Annotated in this window: 16 protein-coding genes and 1 pseudogene; 11 read left to right on the top strand and 6 right to left on the bottom strand. The window is 42.8% G+C overall.

What is annotated here, in order from left to right:
• The first annotated feature begins 119 nt into the window (after window positions 1-119).
• Entirely contained in the window at window positions 120-410 is a 291-nt protein-coding gene (locus BLO31_RS21580) for a type II toxin-antitoxin system RelE/ParE family toxin (RefSeq protein ID WP_070971809.1), read from the top strand.
• Window positions 403-681, top strand: a complete 279-nt coding sequence (locus BLO31_RS21575) for a helix-turn-helix domain-containing protein (protein WP_070971806.1) — start codon at window positions 403-405, stop codon at window positions 679-681. Before BLO31_RS21580 ends, BLO31_RS21575 begins: the two co-directional genes overlap by 8 nt.
• 313 nt (window positions 682-994) lie before the next feature.
• Here the strand turns inward: BLO31_RS21575 and uhpT are convergent, their stop codons facing one another.
• Complete coding sequence (gene uhpT, locus BLO31_RS21570; RefSeq protein ID WP_070971803.1) at window positions 995-2,374, bottom strand: hexose-6-phosphate:phosphate antiporter; 1,380 nt, start codon at window positions 2,372-2,374, stop codon at window positions 995-997.
• Between the two features lie 1,502 nt (window positions 2,375-3,876).
• Between uhpT and BLO31_RS21565 the strand changes: the two genes are divergently transcribed.
• Both BLO31_RS21565 and BLO31_RS21560 read left to right on the top strand, forming a co-directional pair.
• Window positions 3,877-4,512: a hypothetical protein gene (locus tag BLO31_RS21565; protein ID WP_070971800.1), complete on the top strand. Its 636-nt coding sequence runs from the start codon at window positions 3,877-3,879 to the stop codon at window positions 4,510-4,512.
• Window positions 4,513-4,648: 136 nt separating this feature from the next.
• Window positions 4,649-5,077 carry a T6SS immunity protein Tdi1 domain-containing protein gene (locus tag BLO31_RS21560; protein ID WP_070971797.1) on the top strand — a complete coding sequence of 143 codons (429 nt, stop codon included), beginning with the start codon at window positions 4,649-4,651 and terminating at the stop codon, window positions 5,075-5,077.
• 279 nt (window positions 5,078-5,356) lie between these two features.
• Here the strand turns inward: BLO31_RS21560 and BLO31_RS21555 are convergent, their stop codons facing one another.
• Window positions 5,357-6,259, bottom strand: a complete 903-nt coding sequence (locus BLO31_RS21555; RefSeq protein ID WP_070971795.1) for a LysR substrate-binding domain-containing protein — start codon at window positions 6,257-6,259, stop codon at window positions 5,357-5,359.
• A 139-nt stretch (window positions 6,260-6,398) separates the two neighbouring features.
• Between BLO31_RS21555 and nagE the strand changes: the two genes are divergently transcribed.
• Window positions 6,399-7,856 (top strand): N-acetylglucosamine-specific PTS transporter subunit IIBC, encoded by a 1,458-nt coding sequence (nagE, locus tag BLO31_RS21550; protein ID WP_070971792.1) that lies wholly within the window; start codon window positions 6,399-6,401, stop codon window positions 7,854-7,856.
• A gap of 79 nt (window positions 7,857-7,935) precedes the next feature.
• On the opposite strand, the gene BLO31_RS23335 is transcribed toward nagE, so the two are convergent.
• Window positions 7,936-8,091: a DUF3012 domain-containing protein gene (locus tag BLO31_RS23335; protein ID WP_084659983.1), complete on the bottom strand. Its 156-nt coding sequence runs from the start codon at window positions 8,089-8,091 to the stop codon at window positions 7,936-7,938.
• Window positions 8,092-8,401: 310 nt separating this feature from the next.
• Between BLO31_RS23335 and rbsD the strand changes: the two genes are divergently transcribed.
• The 6 genes from rbsD to BLO31_RS21520 all read left to right on the top strand — a co-directional run bounded on the left by rbsD (window position 8,402) and on the right by BLO31_RS21520 (window position 14,369).
• Complete coding sequence (gene rbsD, locus BLO31_RS21545) at window positions 8,402-8,821, top strand: D-ribose pyranase (RefSeq protein WP_070971789.1); 420 nt, start codon at window positions 8,402-8,404, stop codon at window positions 8,819-8,821.
• 22 nt (window positions 8,822-8,843) lie between these two features.
• The gene (rbsA, locus tag BLO31_RS21540) at window positions 8,844-10,352 is read left to right on the top strand and encodes a ribose ABC transporter ATP-binding protein RbsA (protein WP_070971786.1); all 1,509 of its coding nucleotides are present in this window, start codon (window positions 8,844-8,846) and stop codon (window positions 10,350-10,352) included.
• Entirely contained in the window at window positions 10,349-11,332 is a 984-nt protein-coding gene (gene rbsC / locus BLO31_RS21535) for a ribose ABC transporter permease (protein ID WP_070971783.1), read from the top strand. Before rbsA ends, rbsC begins: the two co-directional genes overlap by 4 nt.
• Window positions 11,333-11,391: 59 nt before the next feature.
• Entirely contained in the window at window positions 11,392-12,270 is an 879-nt protein-coding gene (gene rbsB / locus BLO31_RS21530; protein WP_070971780.1) for a ribose ABC transporter substrate-binding protein RbsB, read from the top strand.
• A 129-nt stretch (window positions 12,271-12,399) separates the two neighbouring features.
• Complete coding sequence (gene rbsK / locus BLO31_RS21525; protein ID WP_070971777.1) at window positions 12,400-13,335, top strand: ribokinase; 936 nt, start codon at window positions 12,400-12,402, stop codon at window positions 13,333-13,335.
• 23 nt (window positions 13,336-13,358) lie between these two features.
• Window positions 13,359-14,369, top strand: coding sequence for a substrate-binding domain-containing protein (locus tag BLO31_RS21520; RefSeq protein ID WP_070971774.1), 1,011 nt, complete (start codon window positions 13,359-13,361; stop codon window positions 14,367-14,369).
• Window positions 14,370-14,460: 91 nt separating this feature from the next.
• Here the strand turns inward: BLO31_RS21520 and BLO31_RS21515 are convergent.
• From BLO31_RS21515 to BLO31_RS24710, 3 genes and pseudogenes are all read right to left on the bottom strand, one after another.
• Window positions 14,461-14,969, bottom strand: a pseudogene (locus tag BLO31_RS21515) (lipocalin family protein).
• Between the two features lie 266 nt (window positions 14,970-15,235).
• Window positions 15,236-16,576, bottom strand: a complete 1,341-nt coding sequence (locus BLO31_RS21510) for a sigma-54-dependent transcriptional regulator (RefSeq protein WP_070971771.1) — start codon at window positions 16,574-16,576, stop codon at window positions 15,236-15,238.
• Entirely contained in the window at window positions 16,566-17,684 is a 1,119-nt protein-coding gene (locus BLO31_RS24710; RefSeq protein ID WP_245688545.1) for a two-component system sensor histidine kinase NtrB, read from the bottom strand. The genes BLO31_RS21510 and BLO31_RS24710 overlap by 11 nt, the downstream gene beginning before the upstream one ends.
• Between the last annotated feature and the right edge of the window lie 31 nt (window positions 17,685-17,715).

The raw sequence follows: 17,715 nt of genomic DNA, 5'->3' as shown, positions 1-17,715 counted from the left end.
TGGTTTTTTTTAGATTAGCCATTGAAAAATAAAGGTTTTATACGTAAGAATAACCACAGAAAGTTTCTTTGAGTACAAGTACACAAAGGTGAGTTGAACTTTGAAATTACGATGGCTCCATTGACGCTGTTTTAGACTCACTACCTAAAGCCCAAGCCAGAGTGTTAAAGATGCTTGAACTGATGGAACTACACGGAGCAAATCTCGGCGAACCACACACTAAATCAATGGGTGATGGGCTGTTCGAAATCCGAGCTAAAGCGAGAGAAGGAATTGGCCGTGGACTGTTCTGTTACCTAGACGGCAAACAGATTAAGGTACTTCATGTCTTCATTAAAAAGAGTCAAAAGACACCTAAGAAAGACTTGAAAATTGCCAAAGATAGAATGAAAGAGGTTAAAAATGAATAACTTGAAGTCTCTAAAACAAAAAGCACTTACTAACCCTGAAGTTAAAGCAGAATACGACGCACTAGAGGAAGAGTTTAACTTCATCCACATATTGCTCTCTATGCGCGAATCGGCGGGACTGACTCAGCAACAGGTCGCAGAACGAATGGGGACAAAAGAGGCCAACATTTCCAGATTAGAGAAAGGCACTGGGAATCCGACAGTCAAAACTCTGATGAAGTACGCTAAGGCCTGTGGTTGTCAGCTCGATCTTAGTTTTCGACACGCTTAAGTTTTATCAAAGAAGTAAAAAAACTGAAAGGGCAGACGCTTCAATAGGATGTTGAAAGGACACACACCTATTGCACCTATTGATCCCTTAGGGGTAGAGCCGTTTGAAATAGATGAAGTGATGATCACCCCGCTCGTCTTTCGCGATGTGCGAGGATTGAAGTTATAGCTAACAATCTAACGGAGTGACCATAAAAATTAGAACGTGATTAGTATTGATTTAGCAGAGATTCTTTTTCGAATTGGTGTGCTTAACGGTCAATGAAAAACTATCGCCGACGAGAAAAGCTCACCGACTATTCTCAGTTAATCAACTAGGATACGTCTTTGGCGTCTCGCCGTATTTTTTTCTCTTCTGCGATTGCAACAAATACCAACAATCCCATGCAAACAACAGCCGCAGTGTCGAGAGCGACAAAGGTTCCTTTCCAGCCTGTTAACCCAAATATTGGTGTACCATCCGCGATCATGCCAAGGCCGAGTTTGGCGAAACTATCACCTATCAAATAGGCAAAGGTGCCTTTAATACCATCCGCCACGCTGATGGCTTTTTTAGGAACAAATCCAACAGCGGCAACACCAATCAGCAATTGAGGACCGAACACTAAGAAGCCTAAGACAAACAAAGAGCCAAGGTACATAAACTCGCTAGTCGCGTGCTGATAAAACTCTAAAGCAAAAACGATAAGTAATAGAGAAACGCAAGCCACGAGGGCGCGTCGACCGTTAGCTAAATCTGACAGATACCCCCACATCAAGGTGCCGACGAGGGCACCGACTTCAAATAGAGTGAAGCCAGAAATCGCCGCTTCTTTTGAGAATCCCAATTCTTGATAGGCATATACGGTAGACCATTGATCAATGCCGATTCGCACTATGTAGAGAAAGATGTTGGCAAAGCACAACAGCCAGATGACTTTGTTTTTCAGTATGTATTCCATAAAGATTTCACGCTTTGTCATCTGCGCTTCTTCTGCAATCATGTCTTCTTCGCTTGTTTCCTCCCCAAACAGTTCTTCCGCAGTACCAAGACCATAAGCTTCTGGTGAGTCGTTGCCATAGCGAAGGCCTATAAAACCGACGATCAAAGCGACAATTGATGGGAAAATAAACATACCGAGTACGTGCCCGTCAAAAAAGACATTGGCCCCAAACAAAGCCACACCAGCGGCAGCGGCACCGCCAACGTTGTGTGACATATTCCACATACCTAAATAAGAACCCCGTTTATTACGCGGTGTCCATTTTGTTATCGTGGAATAGCTTGAAGGCCCGCCAGTACTTTGAAAAAAGCCACTCAGGCCATAAAAGGCAATCATCAAAAATAAGCTAGTGCTTGATGCGCCCATACTGACACCAAAGCCAATCATACAAATGGCCGATAAAATAAGCATAAACGGCAGAAACTGCTTAGTGTTTTTACCATCGGCATAATAGGAAACTAGGGTTTTACCTATGCCATAAGTAATAGAGAAGCCAAGGCCAATCATCCCCAACTCTGTCATAGACAGACCATATGTCGAAACCATATCGTTCTGAGCGACATTGAAGTTTTTACGGATTAAGTACATGGTTAAATAGCCGATAAATACAACCAAATAAGATTGCATAAAAGGCTTAAACCACATTTTTTTTCTTTCTTCAACGGGTACATCTATCGTAGGGCGACGCACCTGTTTGAGCATTTTTAACATGATATTTCCTCAAAAGAGTAATGACGTGTTAATTCAGAGGCTAACACTTACGTTGTAATAACAAGTAAATAATATTTACTTTTATTAATATTATTTCATCTTAATGTGATCGTTATCTTAATGTCTAATTCCTATTTTCAGAGTTTTCTTACACTGATATAAGAGTATTTCCTACTTAAAGATTGTTTGGCTATTTTTAATCTTATTGAATTTATAGCTAATGGTTATGAATTATTAATTGAACAATTTATTATTTGTCTATGTTTAAACCCAAAAACCATGTAATTTCCGAAATGACAATGGTGATGAGCAGCAAGCTATTTATGTACAACCCATCAAGATAATAATTTTTATTGGTGGTATAATGGATAGATAAGCCAATGCCAATCATCCGTAACGCTGTCTTGAAACGTCCAAATGTCGGAACCATATTGTTTGGGCGACGTTTAAGTGTCTAATAACGAAGTACATGGTGAAATAGTTATTTAATACAAATAGATAGCTTTGTACGGGTAACTTGAACTTCACCTTCTTCGGTTGTTCAATATGTAAACATGATGAAGGCTGACGTATCTGTTTGAGCATCTTTAACATGATACTTTCCTAAAATAGCAACGGTCTGAATAAATTATTGGAAAGCTTTTTTCAGATATCTATACGAAGTAATCTTAAATTACATAAGAAATAGTCTAATATTTAACAACTAAGGTTCATATGACAGTTCATTACGCATTTACTGGTTTTTAGTGGTGATGATAGACTTGGCAGTGATTTGTTGAATGGTTGTGTTAATGTTAACTAGTAGTGCTTTTTATTAATGTTGTGAATAAATAATTTTTATCAAATTAGTAAGACTTTCATAGGTATTGATGAGTAAGCAGAGTTGCAGTTTTACGAGTTAACAATGCTAAGTTGGTAATTGATTTAAAGTATTTGATTTGTTGTAAGTTATTAAATTAAACTTATCAAGTTAAATTGTGGATAATAAAATATGCCTTTTAGATAGTTATTTCCTTAGTGCGAGTTAAACAGCTTATTGTAAATCTAACCATCTTTCATTTGCCCTAATAACCAGTTAGTAAATATCTGTATCTTTGCTCTTTTCTCAGTGCCGACAGGTACAACTATGGAGTGCAACTTGCTACTCGGCATAGAAGGGAAGGGAGAAACTAGCTCTCCGCTTTCTAGAAGTGGTTCTACAAGGTATGAGCGACCTAATGCCAATCCTAACGAGTGTTTTGCTGCCGTGACATCTAAACCTCGGATCCCGACGCAATAAAACTGTTTAAACAGATCAATATCAAGCTCCGTATAATTGTTAAGGAAGAAAAATGAAGGGCACGCCTAGGAATTTGAAACAGCTAGTTTTATAAGAAAAACAACTTTAAAAGATTAAGTAAGAGCGCACTAAAGAAAGAGGTGGTAGTTTTATTAAATATCGCGATACTAAGTGTACAATAGTTCGTGACTTCGAAATCAGAACTTGATAGGCGAGAATAACCGTGTTTGATGAATTAAAACTAAAAGCTGAAAACCATTTACTTGAGGTTGAAGATTTAGTGGACTTAGCGGTTGCTAAGAATACAGATGCAATTCCTTTTTTAAAACAAGCCATTGATGATTATCAATGGGACGATGTTGTTGCGGCTAAAACCTCAAACAAAGTGCCTCTAGCTACCTGGGCCACTGTAGTTGTGGCGTACTTGGAGGAAGGATACGATGGGCTTAAAAGGTATGTTTGTTCAGAAACAGGTGAATACCTTTCTACGTCAGAATTTGTCCTTGCCTTGCTAGGAGTCATAAAAAATAAAGAAACCATTAAAGGAATAATTGAGTTGTTTGGCAATCTAATCAATAAGCCAGAGATCAGTTATTTGTTATCTTTAAAGCTAGTTAGCGCAGTAAATCGACTGTTATCATTCCCCCCTTTAATGGAGATTGATAACGAAGATAAAGAAGTTTTACGTACTTTTGTTTATAGGTTCCTTTCTCTATATGGAGAGGAAGAAAACCCTAGGTGCACAGGTTTTTGCGCATTGAGAGGCGTTGGTGACTTGGATTCGATTAAAAAGATTAAATCATATCCTAAACTGTCGGGGCCGTATGAAGGTACCGAGAGTATCGTGATTAAGCTATAAAATCTAGAAACTAATATTTTTATAAAACGCCACTCATCTGTAACTAAGGAGCATCTGTCCTTTCAACTCCTTCTATTACGGAAAATAAGTACTAGTTCGAATCGAAATATTTCATCTTTGGTAGAGTACTGAGATTATGAAACATAAATACTATGTTGTGTTTAGCGTACCAGAGCCAGTGTCAGAGCTGGGTATATGGGCAAGTCAATCAGGAGCCTATGATCTGGTATTAGGGTATAGCTTCTTTGGAGACCTGTTTTTGATGAATAGTGTAAATAAACAGTTGGCTATACTTTATGTTATGCCTCCTGAGTTAAGTGAAATGCAGTTTTTTGGAATAAATTCATTTAAGAGTGATTGTCTAACACATGAAATAATCAGAGAAGATGTATTACGTGAGAGTAAAGTTGATGTTTTACGAGACTCTATTGGAGAGCTTGCGGAAGGACAGGTATATATACCTCAACCGTATCCTTTTTTAGGCGGTAATTATGAAGTTGAAAATTACTCAAAAGGTGATTTAGTAACATTTTTGTCTATCATCGGTGAGTTACAGTTGACTTAAAAATTGTTAACACCCTTAATAGTTACTCATCCGATTTACGTCCCTCTTCCTAGAACCAGCTCATCGGTCGACAGAATTCTCTCTTGCCAACAGAAACAAGAAATTCCATATAGATAAAAAACGATAGAAAGGACAGTTACTTCTAAAGTTACTGCTAATAAAAACAAAACCTTAGGGGTTTGGTGTCAGTAGGAACTGAGATAAGAGAAGGTGATCCAATGTGGTAGACTTTGTGGAAGGCCGCTATTTAATGTAATTCATGCACTAACGCCACCACTTTTAACCATCTTTCATTTGCCCTAATAACCAGTTAGTAAATATCTGTATCTTTGCTCTTTTCTCAGTGCCGAGAGGTACAACTATGGAGTGCAACTTGCTACTTGGCATAGAAGGGAAGGGAGAAACTAGCTCTCCGCTTTCTAGAAGTGGTTCTACAAGGTATGAGCGACCTAATGCCAATCCCAACGAGTGTTTCGCTGCCGTGACATCTAAACCTCGGATCCCGACGCAATAAAACTGTTTAAACAGATCGACATCAAGATCCATATATTTTATCCAGCGTTGCCACGCGTTGGATTCCAACGAATGAAGAAAATTAACCTGCTTTAATGCTGCATATCCATCTTCGAATAGGCTGAATTTTTCGGCGTAATCTGGGGAACAGACTGGAATAAATTGTTGTTTTAGAAGGGGAGTGGCTTTCATATCGGGATAGTGCTCGCCACCGTAGCAAATGACTATGTCTAGGTTGTTTAGCAGCGTTCGATTAGGGCCGTAAAAGTCAGTTTCATTTTCTTTAACCAAAATATTGAGGTTAAAGTTTGGATACTGCTCTTTAAAGTCCTTAAGCTTTGGCACCAACCAGCCATTGGCAAAGCTAGTTGAAGCTCCTATGCTGATCTCGCCGTGAAGCTCTCCGGTTTTTATTTCTTCAATTTGGCCAAAGATAGCGCTTAAAGAATCATCTAAGGTGCTTTTAAACTTCTCTCCTTCTTTGGTTAGCGTTAACTGCCGAGTTCCGCGAATAAACAAGTTGAACCCTAACTCTTGTTCTAAGACTTTAATGCGATGGCTGACCGCGCCTTGGGTTAGATGCAACTTGTTAGCGGTATGGGTAAAACTGAGTGATTTGGCCGCAACACTGAAGGTATGCAGATTTCTTAGTAGCTGTTGTTTATTCATGTGTTGGGTCTTATGGATTAAAAATTTTAATTTATCCTACCAGCTAATTCGTTTGTTTGCACATCCATAACGGAGTCAAATTGAGCCAATCTCTTGTATTTCCAGAGAACAAAAAAGCAAACAACATATTGGTGAATATATGAACGTATTGGGTTACATGCAGAAAGTGGGCAAGGCGCTAATGGTGCCAGTGGCAACACTTCCCGCCGCAGCAATTTTAATGGGGATAGGCTACTGGTTGGATCCCGTGGGCTGGGGCGCAGAAAGTGTGCTAGCCGCATTCTTAATAAAATCGGGCGGCGCAATTATCGATAATATGGCGATTCTTTTCGCCGTTGGTGTCGCATTCGGGTTGAGCAAAGACAAAAATGGTTCGGCAGCATTGGCGGGCTTTATCTGTTTTATGGTGATCACAACTTTGCTTTCTCCGGCTAGCGTTGCGCAACTAATAGGGGTTGATAGTGGCGAAGTTCCAGCGGCATTTGGCAAGATAAGCAATCAATTTATAGGTATCGTTGTCGGCATCATTTCGGCAGAAATCTACAATCGCTATTCAAGTGTTGAGTTGCCAAAAGCGTTGGCATTCTTTAGTGGTAAACGCCTTGTTCCGATTTTAACGTCAATTGCAGGCATGGGGTTGGCATTTGTGCTGCTTTACATATGGCCAATGATCTACGATGCATTAATCATCTTTGGTACTAAGCTAGAGTCGATGGGAGCGTTGGGGGCTGGTCTGTTTGGATTTTTCAATCGGTTAACGCTTACTATTGGTATGCACCATGCTTTATATCCGGTATTTTGGTTTGATGTTGTGGGCATTAATGATATTCCTAACTTCTTAGGTGGTGCGCAGTCTATCGCGAATGGTACGGGTATTCCGGGTAAAACGGGTATGTACCAAGCTGGTTTCTTCCCAATTATGATGTTCGGCCTTCCGGGTGCTGCTCTTGCAATGTACCACTGCGCAGACAAAGCGAACCGCGACAAAGTTTTCTCGATTATGTTGGCGGCGGCGATGGCTTCTTTCTTCACGGGTATTACCGAACCGTTAGAGTTTAGCTTTATGTTCTTAGCGCCCTTGCTGTACTTACTACACGCTGTACTAACGGGCATTTCACTTTACATCGCCGCTTCAATGGAGTGGATGGCAGGGTTCGGTTTCTCCGCAGGCTTTGTAGACATGGTGCTGTCGAGCCAAAACCCACTGGCGACACAATGGTATATGCTGATTGCACAAGGGCTGGTTTTCTTTGTTATCTACTATGCGGTGTTCCGATTTGTGATTGTAAAATTCAACTTGAAAACACCAGGTCGAGGTGAAACACAAAACACTAAAATTAGTAATGAAAATGTTGGGGAAATCACTCTCGACTATATCAAAGCTCTGGGTGGCAAGGAGAACCTGTTAGAAATAGACAACTGTATTACTAGATTGCGACTCACCGTTGCAGATACTTCAAAGGTAGATGAAGGTCGAATAATGCAACTGGGCGCGGTTGGAGTAGTACCCGTTGGAAAACAAGGCATTCAGGTTATTATCGGTTTGGGTACCGTAGACAAAGTGGCAGAACAGATGAAGTTGGCCATGGCGAGATAAAATTTTGGTGGCGTATTCACCTGCGCCACCATCCCCCTAGAAGTGCGTGATGCCTAGTCAGTATCTCTGCACTTCTGTTTTACAAGATACAGTGCTTAGCAAAGCCCTTGGTGTCGTCTAACGTCCATTCGCCTTTTGGCGTCTCTTTCATGTCTTCACACCACGCCTCACTGCCCACTTCTGTACAACCGATAAGCACAAAGCTGATAAGCGATAACAACGCGAGTTTTTTCATATTCAAATCCCATCGAGTTCTAACAAAATTCTGTTACGGAATGACGTGTTATTCTTGAGGCTAACATTTTTGTAGTGAGTGGAAGTGCTTAATATTAGCTTTCTCAATCATTTCTCGGATTAATGTGATCGCAGTCTTTATTTGCTATGCTGGTTGTCAGGCTTTACCGATCTTAATCACAGTCTATTTCCTACCTACTCGCCAAACTCATTTTTCGTTTTATCATTTCATCGAAACGTTTCGATGAGTGTTTTTTGTACAACTACAAACGCGCATGGATTCTTAACGTGATTTTCTGAAGGCTCTAAAAATGAAAAAAAGTACCTTACTTCAACCCGAAATGTCTTATCTGGCTGCAACGTTAGGTCACACCGATGAAGTGACGATTTGTGACTCTGGATTACCTGTGCCCACTGGTGTTGATCGAATAGATCTTGCACTTACTCACGGTGTACCCAGTTTTATACAAACGGTGGATGTGTGGCTAAAGGAAGCGCAAATAGAAGGCGTGGTTTTGGCAGAAGAGTTTCAATCAGTTAGCCCAGAGCTGCACCAGTTACTGCTTGCACGCCTTGAAAAAGAACGCGAAGAAACTGGAAAAGAAATTCCAATCACCTATATCAGTCATGAAGCGTTTAAACAGAGAACGGCAAGCAGTAAGGCTGTGATCAGAACAGGTGAATGTACACCTTACGCGAACGTAATTTTATTGTCTGGCGTGGTTTTTTAACCCATCTAGTGGGGAGATTAGTATGACAACAGAAGCTGTACTTAACATTAGCGAAATAGACAAGGCTTTTCCGGGTGTGAAAGCCTTGGATAAAGCGTCGCTTAATGTTTATCCCGGACGAGTTATGGCTTTGATGGGGGAAAATGGCGCTGGTAAGTCAACCTTAATGAAGGTATTGACGGGCATTTACACTGCCGACGCTGGAACCATTCATTACCACGGGAATCCCGCGCACTTCAGTGGGCCAAGAGAGTCGCAGCAAGCGGGTATCAGTATTATTCACCAAGAGCTGAACTTGATCCCTGAATTGACGATTGCAGAAAACATCTTTCTTGGCCGAGAAATTACCGGTGCGTTTGGGCGCGTTCTTTGGCAAGAGATGTATCAAAAAGCGGATGCACTTCTGAAACGGCTTAATGTAATGCACAGTTCTAAAAAACTGCTTGGCGAGTTAAGTCTCGGTGAACAGCAGATGGTCGAGATTGCAAAAGCGCTGTCGTTTGAATCCAAGGTTATCATCATGGATGAGCCAACGGATGCACTTACAGATACGGAAACCGAATCCCTGTTTAATGTAATTCGAGAGCTGAGAGAGCAGGGTTGCGGCATTGTTTATATCTCGCACCGACTCAAAGAGATTTTTGAAATTTGTGATGATGTCACTGTATTGCGCGATGGAAAATTTATAGGCGAATGCCAAGTCGAAGAGATCGATGAAGACGGCTTAATCGAAAAAATGGTTGGCCGTAAACTAGAAGAACAGTATCCAAGGATCGATGTTCAACACGGCGACACATGTTTAGAGGTTGTTGGCCTTACCGGCTCTGGCGTGCACGATGTTAACTTCACCTTAAAGCGCGGTGAGATCTTAGGCATTTCAGGTTTGATGGGCGCAGGTCGTACAGAGTTGATGAAAATCATTTACGGAGCGCTGCCTAGCGAAAAGGGCGTGATTAATCTCGACAACAGAACTATAAATCCGGCTAGTCCACAGGACGGCTTAGCCAACGGCATTGCTTATATTTCGGAAGACCGAAAAGGCGATGGACTGGTGCTTGGTCTATCAGTTAAAGAGAACATGTCGTTAAGCGCACTTAACCAGTTGAGTAAAGGTGTGCAGATTCAACACGGCGATGAAGTGACAGCGGTGGAAGACTTCATTCGACTCTTCAATATAAAAACTCCAACGAGAGAGCAGATCATTGGCAACCTTTCAGGTGGTAATCAGCAAAAAGTTGCCATTGCCAAAGGCCTGATGACTAAACCAAAAGTTTTGATCCTTGACGAGCCGACTCGCGGTGTGGACGTAGGGGCAAAGAAAGAAATTTATCAATTGATCAACCAGTTTAAAGCAGAAGGCATGAGTATCATCTTGGTCTCATCTGAAATGCCCGAAGTACTGGGAATGAGTGACCGAATTTTAGTAATGCATGAAGGCCGTATCAGTGGCGAATTCGACGCCAAAGACGCCGATCAAGAAAAACTACTGGCGTGTGCAGTAGGCAAACATGTCAATGAGGAAGCAGCATGAGTACCGATGCTATGACAAAATCCAATCAAACAAACGAAAAGAAGTGGTTTAGCAAAGAGTGGCTAATTGAGCAAAAGTCGCTGATAGCCTTACTCTTCTTGATTGTTGTTGTTTCGTTTTTAAACCCGAACTTTTTTACTGTCGACAACATTCTAAACATTCTGCGCCAAACCTCAGTTAACGCGATTATCGCAGTCGGTATGACCTTGGTCATCTTAACGGCGGGCATTGATCTTAGTGTTGGTTCCGTACTCGCACTATGTGGTGCGATAGCAGCCAGCATGATCGCCCTAGAAGTGCCTGTTCTTATTGCCGTACCAACAGCGCTATTTGCCGGTGCAGCACTAGGCGCTATCAGCGGAATCATAATTGCCAAAGGCAAGGTGCAGGCATTTATAGCTACTCTGGTGACCATGACTTTGCTACGCGGCGTCACTATGGTCTATACCGATGGCCGACCTATTTCTACCGGCTTTACGGACACCGCAGACGCGTTTGCATGGTTTGGCACGGGCTACGCGCTGGGTATTCCCGTTCCAGTATGGCTGATGGTCATGGTATTTGCTGCCGCTTGGTATCTGCTTAACCACACTCGATTTGGCCGTTACATATACGCGCTCGGCGGAAACGAATCAGCAACAAAGCTATCTGGTATCGATGTAGACAAAGTAAAAATTGGAGTCTATGCCATTTGTGGTCTGCTCGCGGCTTTAGCTGGCTTGATTGTTACTTCACGACTGTCATCGGCTCAGCCAACAGCGGGTATGGGATACGAACTAGATGCGATTGCAGCGGTCGTGCTCGGCGGTACTAGCCTAATGGGCGGCAAAGGCCGAATTATGGGCACCTTGATCGGGGCGCTGATAATTGGTTTCCTCAACAATGCTCTCAACTTACTCGATGTTTCCTCTTACTACCAAATGATTGCTAAAGCGACAGTAATTTTGCTGGCCGTCATGGTAGACAACAAAAACAAATAACCCCCAATAACACCAGCTGGGCGGGTGTCCGGCTACCCTACATACAAAGGACTATAATGATGAAAAAATTAGCAACACTTATTTCTGCTGCCGTTTTATCTACCACTGTTTCTGTTTCAGCACAGGCGCAGGATACGATGGCAATCGTACTATCTACCTTGAACAACCCTTTCTTTGTGACAATGAAAGATGGTGCAGAAGCGAAAGCAAAAGAGCTGGGTTATGACCTAATCGTGCTCGATTCACAAAACGATCCTAGTAAAGAGCTATCAAACGTTGAAGACCTAACCATTCGCGGCGTAAAAGCGATTCTAATTAACCCAACGGATTCAGATGCGGTATCTAATGCGATTCGCATTGCCAACCGTTCAAACATCCCAGTGCTGACTCTTGACCGCGGCGCATCTCGCGGAGAGGTGGTTAGCCACATCGCATCAGATAATGTGGTTGGTGGTGAAATGGCAGGACATTTCATTGTAGAAAAAGTGGGTGAGAAAGCTAAGGTGATCCAACTTGAAGGTATCGCTGGTACGTCGGCAGCTCGTGAGCGCGGAGAAGGTTTTATGAATGCCGTAAACGGCAGCAAGCTAGAGTTGCTAGCAAGCCAACCAGCAGACTTTGACCGTACAAAAGGTCTAAACGTAATGGAAAACCTACTTGCGGCTAACCCAGACGTTCAAGCAGTATTTGCTCAAAACGATGAAATGGCACTCGGTGCACTAAGAGCGGTTCAAGCCTCTGGTAAAGACGTAATGATCGTAGGCTTTGATGGCACAGATGACGGCATCGCAGCGGTTAACCGTGGCAAACTAGCGGCAACCGTGGCTCAACAGCCAGACATGATCGGTGCACTAGGCATCCAAACGGCTGACAAAGTACTTAAAGAGCAACAAGTTGATGCTTACATTCCAGTACCACTAAAGATTATCTCTAAATAATCGTCTTCTCCTTCCTAGCGAAGTTTATCCCTTGGCTAGGAAGGGGTAAAACCTGTGAACGCATCCGAGTGTTCAAACGTTTTACTCCTGTTCATCTTTCTATAAGCCTTGATAGGCGAGGACATATCAATGAATAAGTTAATGGTGCTAGGTAGTGTTAATGCAGACCATGTTCTTAAGGTTCCCTCATTTCCAAGACCGGGCGAAACACTTCACGGTCACGATTATCAGGTGATTTCTGGCGGTAAAGGCGCCAACCAAGCCGTTGCTGCGGCGCGTTTACAAGCAGATACAGGGTTTATCGCATGTGTGGGTGACGACGCTTTTGGAATTAACAGTCGCGAGAACTTTAAACTGGATGGTATCGATACTTCTGCAGTGATGATGCAGCCAAACTGCCCAACGGGTATCGCCATGATTCAAGTGGCTGAAAGTGGCGAGAACAGCATTTGTATTTCTGCAGAAGCCAACGCCAACCTAACCGCTACCGTGGTGGAATCACATTTAACGCGTATCGAAAATGCGGATTATCTTCTGATGCAGTTAGAAACACCAATGGACGGAATTGAACTGGCGGCGGCCAGAGCGAAAGCCGCCAATACAAAAGTCGTTTTAAACCCTGCACCAGCAAAACCATTGTCTGATGATTTGCTCAAAGGCCTTGAAATGATAACCCCTAATGAAACAGAAGCCGAAGTGCTGACGGGTATAGAAGTGACGGATGATATCAGCGCCCAACAAGCAGCGGATCGCCTGCATGGTAAGGGAGTAAACATTGTCATGATTACTCTTGGTGCGAAAGGGGTATGGTTAAGTGAAAAAGGGCGCGGAGAGCTGGTGGCTGGATTTAAAGTAGATGCGACCGATACGACTGCGGCTGGCGACACCTTTAATGGCGCGCTAGTGACTGGCTTATTAGAAGACTTACCTTTAAAATCAGCGATTCGCTTTGCTCATGCAGCGGCAGCGTTATCGGTAACGCGATTTGGGGCACAAACTTCCATTCCAAGGAGAGATGAAGTGAATGCCTTTTTGGCCGAGCAGCAAAAAGAGACAGCGCTTTAAAAAGCCAGTAAGGGAGATAATACATGGCGACCATGAAAGACATAGCAAAACTTGCCGGAGTCTCAACTTCTACGGTTAGCCATGTGATCAACCAATCTCGCTACGTGAGCGAGGAAATTTCGGATCGTGTAAACAAGGCAGCGCAAGAGCTAAACTATACGCCTTCCGCTCTTGCTCGTAGCTTGAAGATGAATCGAACACGCACTCTGGGGATGTTAGTAACAACGTCGACTAACCCGTTTTTTGGTGAGGTGGTAAAAGGGGTTGAGCGCAGCTGTTACCAAGAGGGCTACAACCTAATTCTTTGTAATACGGAAGGTGATCACGACCGAATGCGAGCGTCGATAGATACCTTGCTTCAAAAGCGCGTCGATGGTTTGATTCTTATGTGCTCTTCTCTCGAAGGTGAAAAGCTAGAAATCTTTGATAAGTACCCAGATATTCCAGTGGTGGTTATGGACTGGGGACCAATGTTGTTCACCAGTGATAAGATCCAAGACAACTCTCTTCGCGGGGGGTATATGGCGACTAACTATCTGATTGAGCAAGGCCACCGAGATATAGGTTGTATTACAGGTCCATTGATTCGCCATCAAGCGCAAATGCGATACGAAGGGTTTAAAAAAGCGATGATTGAATCTGAGTTGGATTTTAACGCCAACTGGATTGTTGAATCGGATTTCGAAGCGGACGGCGGTTATCACGCTTTTAATACTATGTATGCTAAGGGACCGCTTCCGAGTGCCATATTCGTTTGTAACGATATGATGGCAATGGGAGTTATCAATGCTGCAACCGAGAAAGGGGTAAGTATTCCTTCAGAGCTATCCGTGATTGGGTACGATGACATCCATATTTCTAAGTTTATGACGCCAGCGCTGACGACTATCCACCAACCCAAATACCGTTTGGGTCAAGCAGCCGTTAAAACCTTATTAAGCAAAATTGAAAAAGAGTCTAACGAATCGGTACTGGTTCAATTGGAGCCAACCTTGGTTGAGAGAAAAAGCGTATCGGAACATCCAGAGCGGTAGCCCGATATTCTTCTGAATCAAAAGAAAAGCGAGATAAAAAGGCGACATAATCAGTCGCCTTTTATGTATTCAGCAATGATGAAGTTTTAGACTACTGCTTTACCCAAATCACTCGGCTGGTGTCAAATCCCTTAGCTTTAGATTTGGCCAGAAAATCCAGTTTTACTTGCTCGGAAACACTTGGAGTTCTAGAGAGCAGCCACAGGTAATCCGTATCTGCACCGGAGACAAAGGAGTATTGATAGTTCTCTTCTAGTTCAAATACTACGTAGGAGCCGTAAAACGGGCCGAAAAACGATACTTTCAAGTAAGCAATATCGTCAGACTCGACAAAGTAGCTTTGCCTTCTGCTTGGCTCCACTCGTTTTCAGCTTCAGAAAAACCGCGGTTAATCACCGTGACTTTCCCCGAATCATCAAGGCTATACTCGGCAGTGACCTTAGATAACCCTTCTTCAAAACGGTTGTCAATACGAGCCACTTCGTACCATTTTCCCATGTATTTTTCGCCATCAAATGAAGAGACGGGAGAAACCTTATCCGGCATACCCAGACAGCCACTCAATACCATTGCCGTTAGTGTTAAAACCAGTGCTTTCAATGTCTGTCTCCTTATTGATTAAGAAATAATTCCACAATAACAGAAGGTTATACGTAGAAATTGAGGAAACGATCCCTTGCGAATGCAAAAAGGCTTAATCGTTTGGACTTAGCACAATGCTAGCGATTCGCTCTTTAAGAGTCCATGCCTCAAATCCTGACTCATTACTAAGTACGACTATCATTGCTTGGTGTTCTGGGTAACGTGCAACCACGCCGATTTTGTGCGTCTGGTTCCATAGGTTGGTGTTAGTTTATGAGACTCTATTATTCTCTGTTTTCTTTGGGTTCAAGGATCCTTTGCAAACGAGGACGGCTTATTTGTAGTATTTCACAAGCTTTGCCTTTGTGTCCGCCTACGTTGTGCAGCACGCTTTCTACATATTGATACTCGATCTCCCTCAAGGATAACTTAGGATTTGGACTTAATGCGTGATGAGACGTTGTTGGTGCTTTGAGTTCCAAGAATAGGTTTTCAGTAAGTATATCTCCTGGAGAAAGTGCAACAGCTTTGGTTAGTGTGTTTTCTAGTTCTCTAACGTTACCTTTCCAGTGATGATTACAGAGCAGCATCATGGCTTCTATCGAGACCTGCCGGACCTTAGTTCCGAGTTCTTTGTTTGCCCTAGCCAGTAATGCGGGTATTAAGTCTTGCAAATCTTCTGGCCTTTCTCTTAATGGAGGGATATGGATCCTGATCACTTGGAGGCGGTAGAAAAGGTCTTCCCTGAAACTCTTGGTTTTAATTGCGTGCTCAAAATCTATGTTAGTAGCGCATATGATTCGCGCATTGGTTTTTAATGGTTGTTTTCCCCCTAAAGGAACATATTCTTTTTCTTGTAGCACCCTCAATAATTTCGCTTGAATTTGCAGCGACAGTTCGCCGACTTCGTCGAGAAATAAGGTGCCATCTTGAGCAAGTGAGAACTTCCCTTGCTGGTCGAATACAGCTCCGGTAAAAGCGCCTTTTTTATGCCCAAACATTTCGGACTCCAAAAGGTTTTCCACCAATGCAGCACAGTTTAAGGCGACAAAGGGCGCCTTCTTGGCTTGACCTGCATTGTGTATTGCTCGCGCTACCATTTCTTTGCCCGTTCCTGATTCCCCCGTAATCATGACAGAAGCGTTCGTTCGCGCTACAAGGCCAATGGTTTTATAGATCTCTTTCATCGCATGTGAGGAACCGACCATTGAGTGTCCGTAGGTGTCGGGAATCGAGAGAGCTTCTTTGCAACTTGAAGATTGGTAGTTTATCGCTCGGATAACGGCTTGGTCTAATTCATCAATATCAATGGGTTTGTGAACATATTCATCGGCACCTTCTTGCATTGCTGCAATGGTACTGTCCATATCGTGAAAGGCCGTAATCATAATGACTCTGCACTTTTCACACTCTCGCTTAAACTCTTTGATTCCATCAATACCTGATACTCCTTCCATTCGGATGTCCAAAATGACGATGTCAGGTTGAAAGTTACGAGCAATTTCAACACCGTGTTTGACACAATGTGCAACTTGAGCAGTAAAGTTGTTTGATTGATAGTGAATCTGCAAGGTTCGGCAAATTGCAGTGTCATCATCAACGATTAGTAGTTTCTTAGATGACATAAGCTACTCGCTTTTTTGACTGAGGGACTTTGTTTGTAAAGGGTATGCAAATGGTGACTAGGGTCCCTAGTTTTGACGGAGCGATAGTAATAGTACCGTTGTGGTTATCTACCACTTGCTTAACGATCGCGAGACCGAGGCCAGTTCCCTTTGCTTTGGTGGTAAAGAAAGGCTCAAATGCTTTGTCTGTCAAATCTGCTTTCAATTGCTGGCCGTTGTTTTCTACCGTTAGCCTTAATTCAGCTTGATTGTCTGAGCGGATACTCTGACACTGAATTTTGACGACTCTTGTCGAACAATTTTCCGATTGTGTTGCTTGAATCGCGTTGACAACTATGTTTTGAAACGCTTGTCTTATCTTCACTGGGTCTACATAGAGGGTGGGCAGTTTATCTTGGATTTTGGTTTGCAATTGAACTCGATGGTCAGAGGCCATGCGTTGTGTTCCTGCTAGAACAGATTCAAAAAGCTTTTTAATATCTAACCATTCAGGCTTGCATATTTCTGGTTTTGAGTATGCTGATAGATCGCCGAGTATTGCTTCCATATAGCGGACTTGTTCCAAAGCGATATCAAACATTTCATCTTTGGTGTTTCTTGCATGGATTTGGAGTCCTACCTTAATAGAGCTAAGTGGATTGCGAAGATCGTGAGCAATCATGTTGACCACTTTTCCTACCGTTGCTAATTTTTCATGAAGCAAGCGTTGCTGTGTTTGTCGCTCTACTTCACTTGCGAGACGTTTTTCTTCAGTAATATCTTGCTTAACGGCGACGTAATAAAGTGATTGACCGTTGACATCTTTGACAGGAGATATATGTGCGCGTTCCCAAAACAGTGAGCCGTCCTTCCGTTTGTTGAGAAACTCTCCTCGCCATTCTTGCCCAGACACTAGAGTGGTCCAAAGGCCATGGTATGCATTTTGTGTGGTCTGTCCGGATTGTAGAAATTTGGGGTTTCTTCCAACTACTTCGGAAACACTGTATCCACTGAGCTCACAAAAGACAGGGTTTACGTAAATAATATCGCCTTTCAAATCTGTAATCATCACGGAGTTTTGACTACTCTCTACGGCGTGACTTAAGCGTTTAAGTTTATCTTGAGCCATCTTTTGTTCAGTGACATCTTCCCCCAAAAGT

This window comes from Vibrio sonorensis, assembly GCF_001854765.1.
Lineage (GTDB): Bacteria > Pseudomonadota > Gammaproteobacteria > Enterobacterales > Vibrionaceae > Vibrio > Vibrio sonorensis.
The sequence above is the reverse complement of the archived record's forward strand: the minus strand, read 5'-3'. Positions and strand labels throughout refer to the sequence as shown.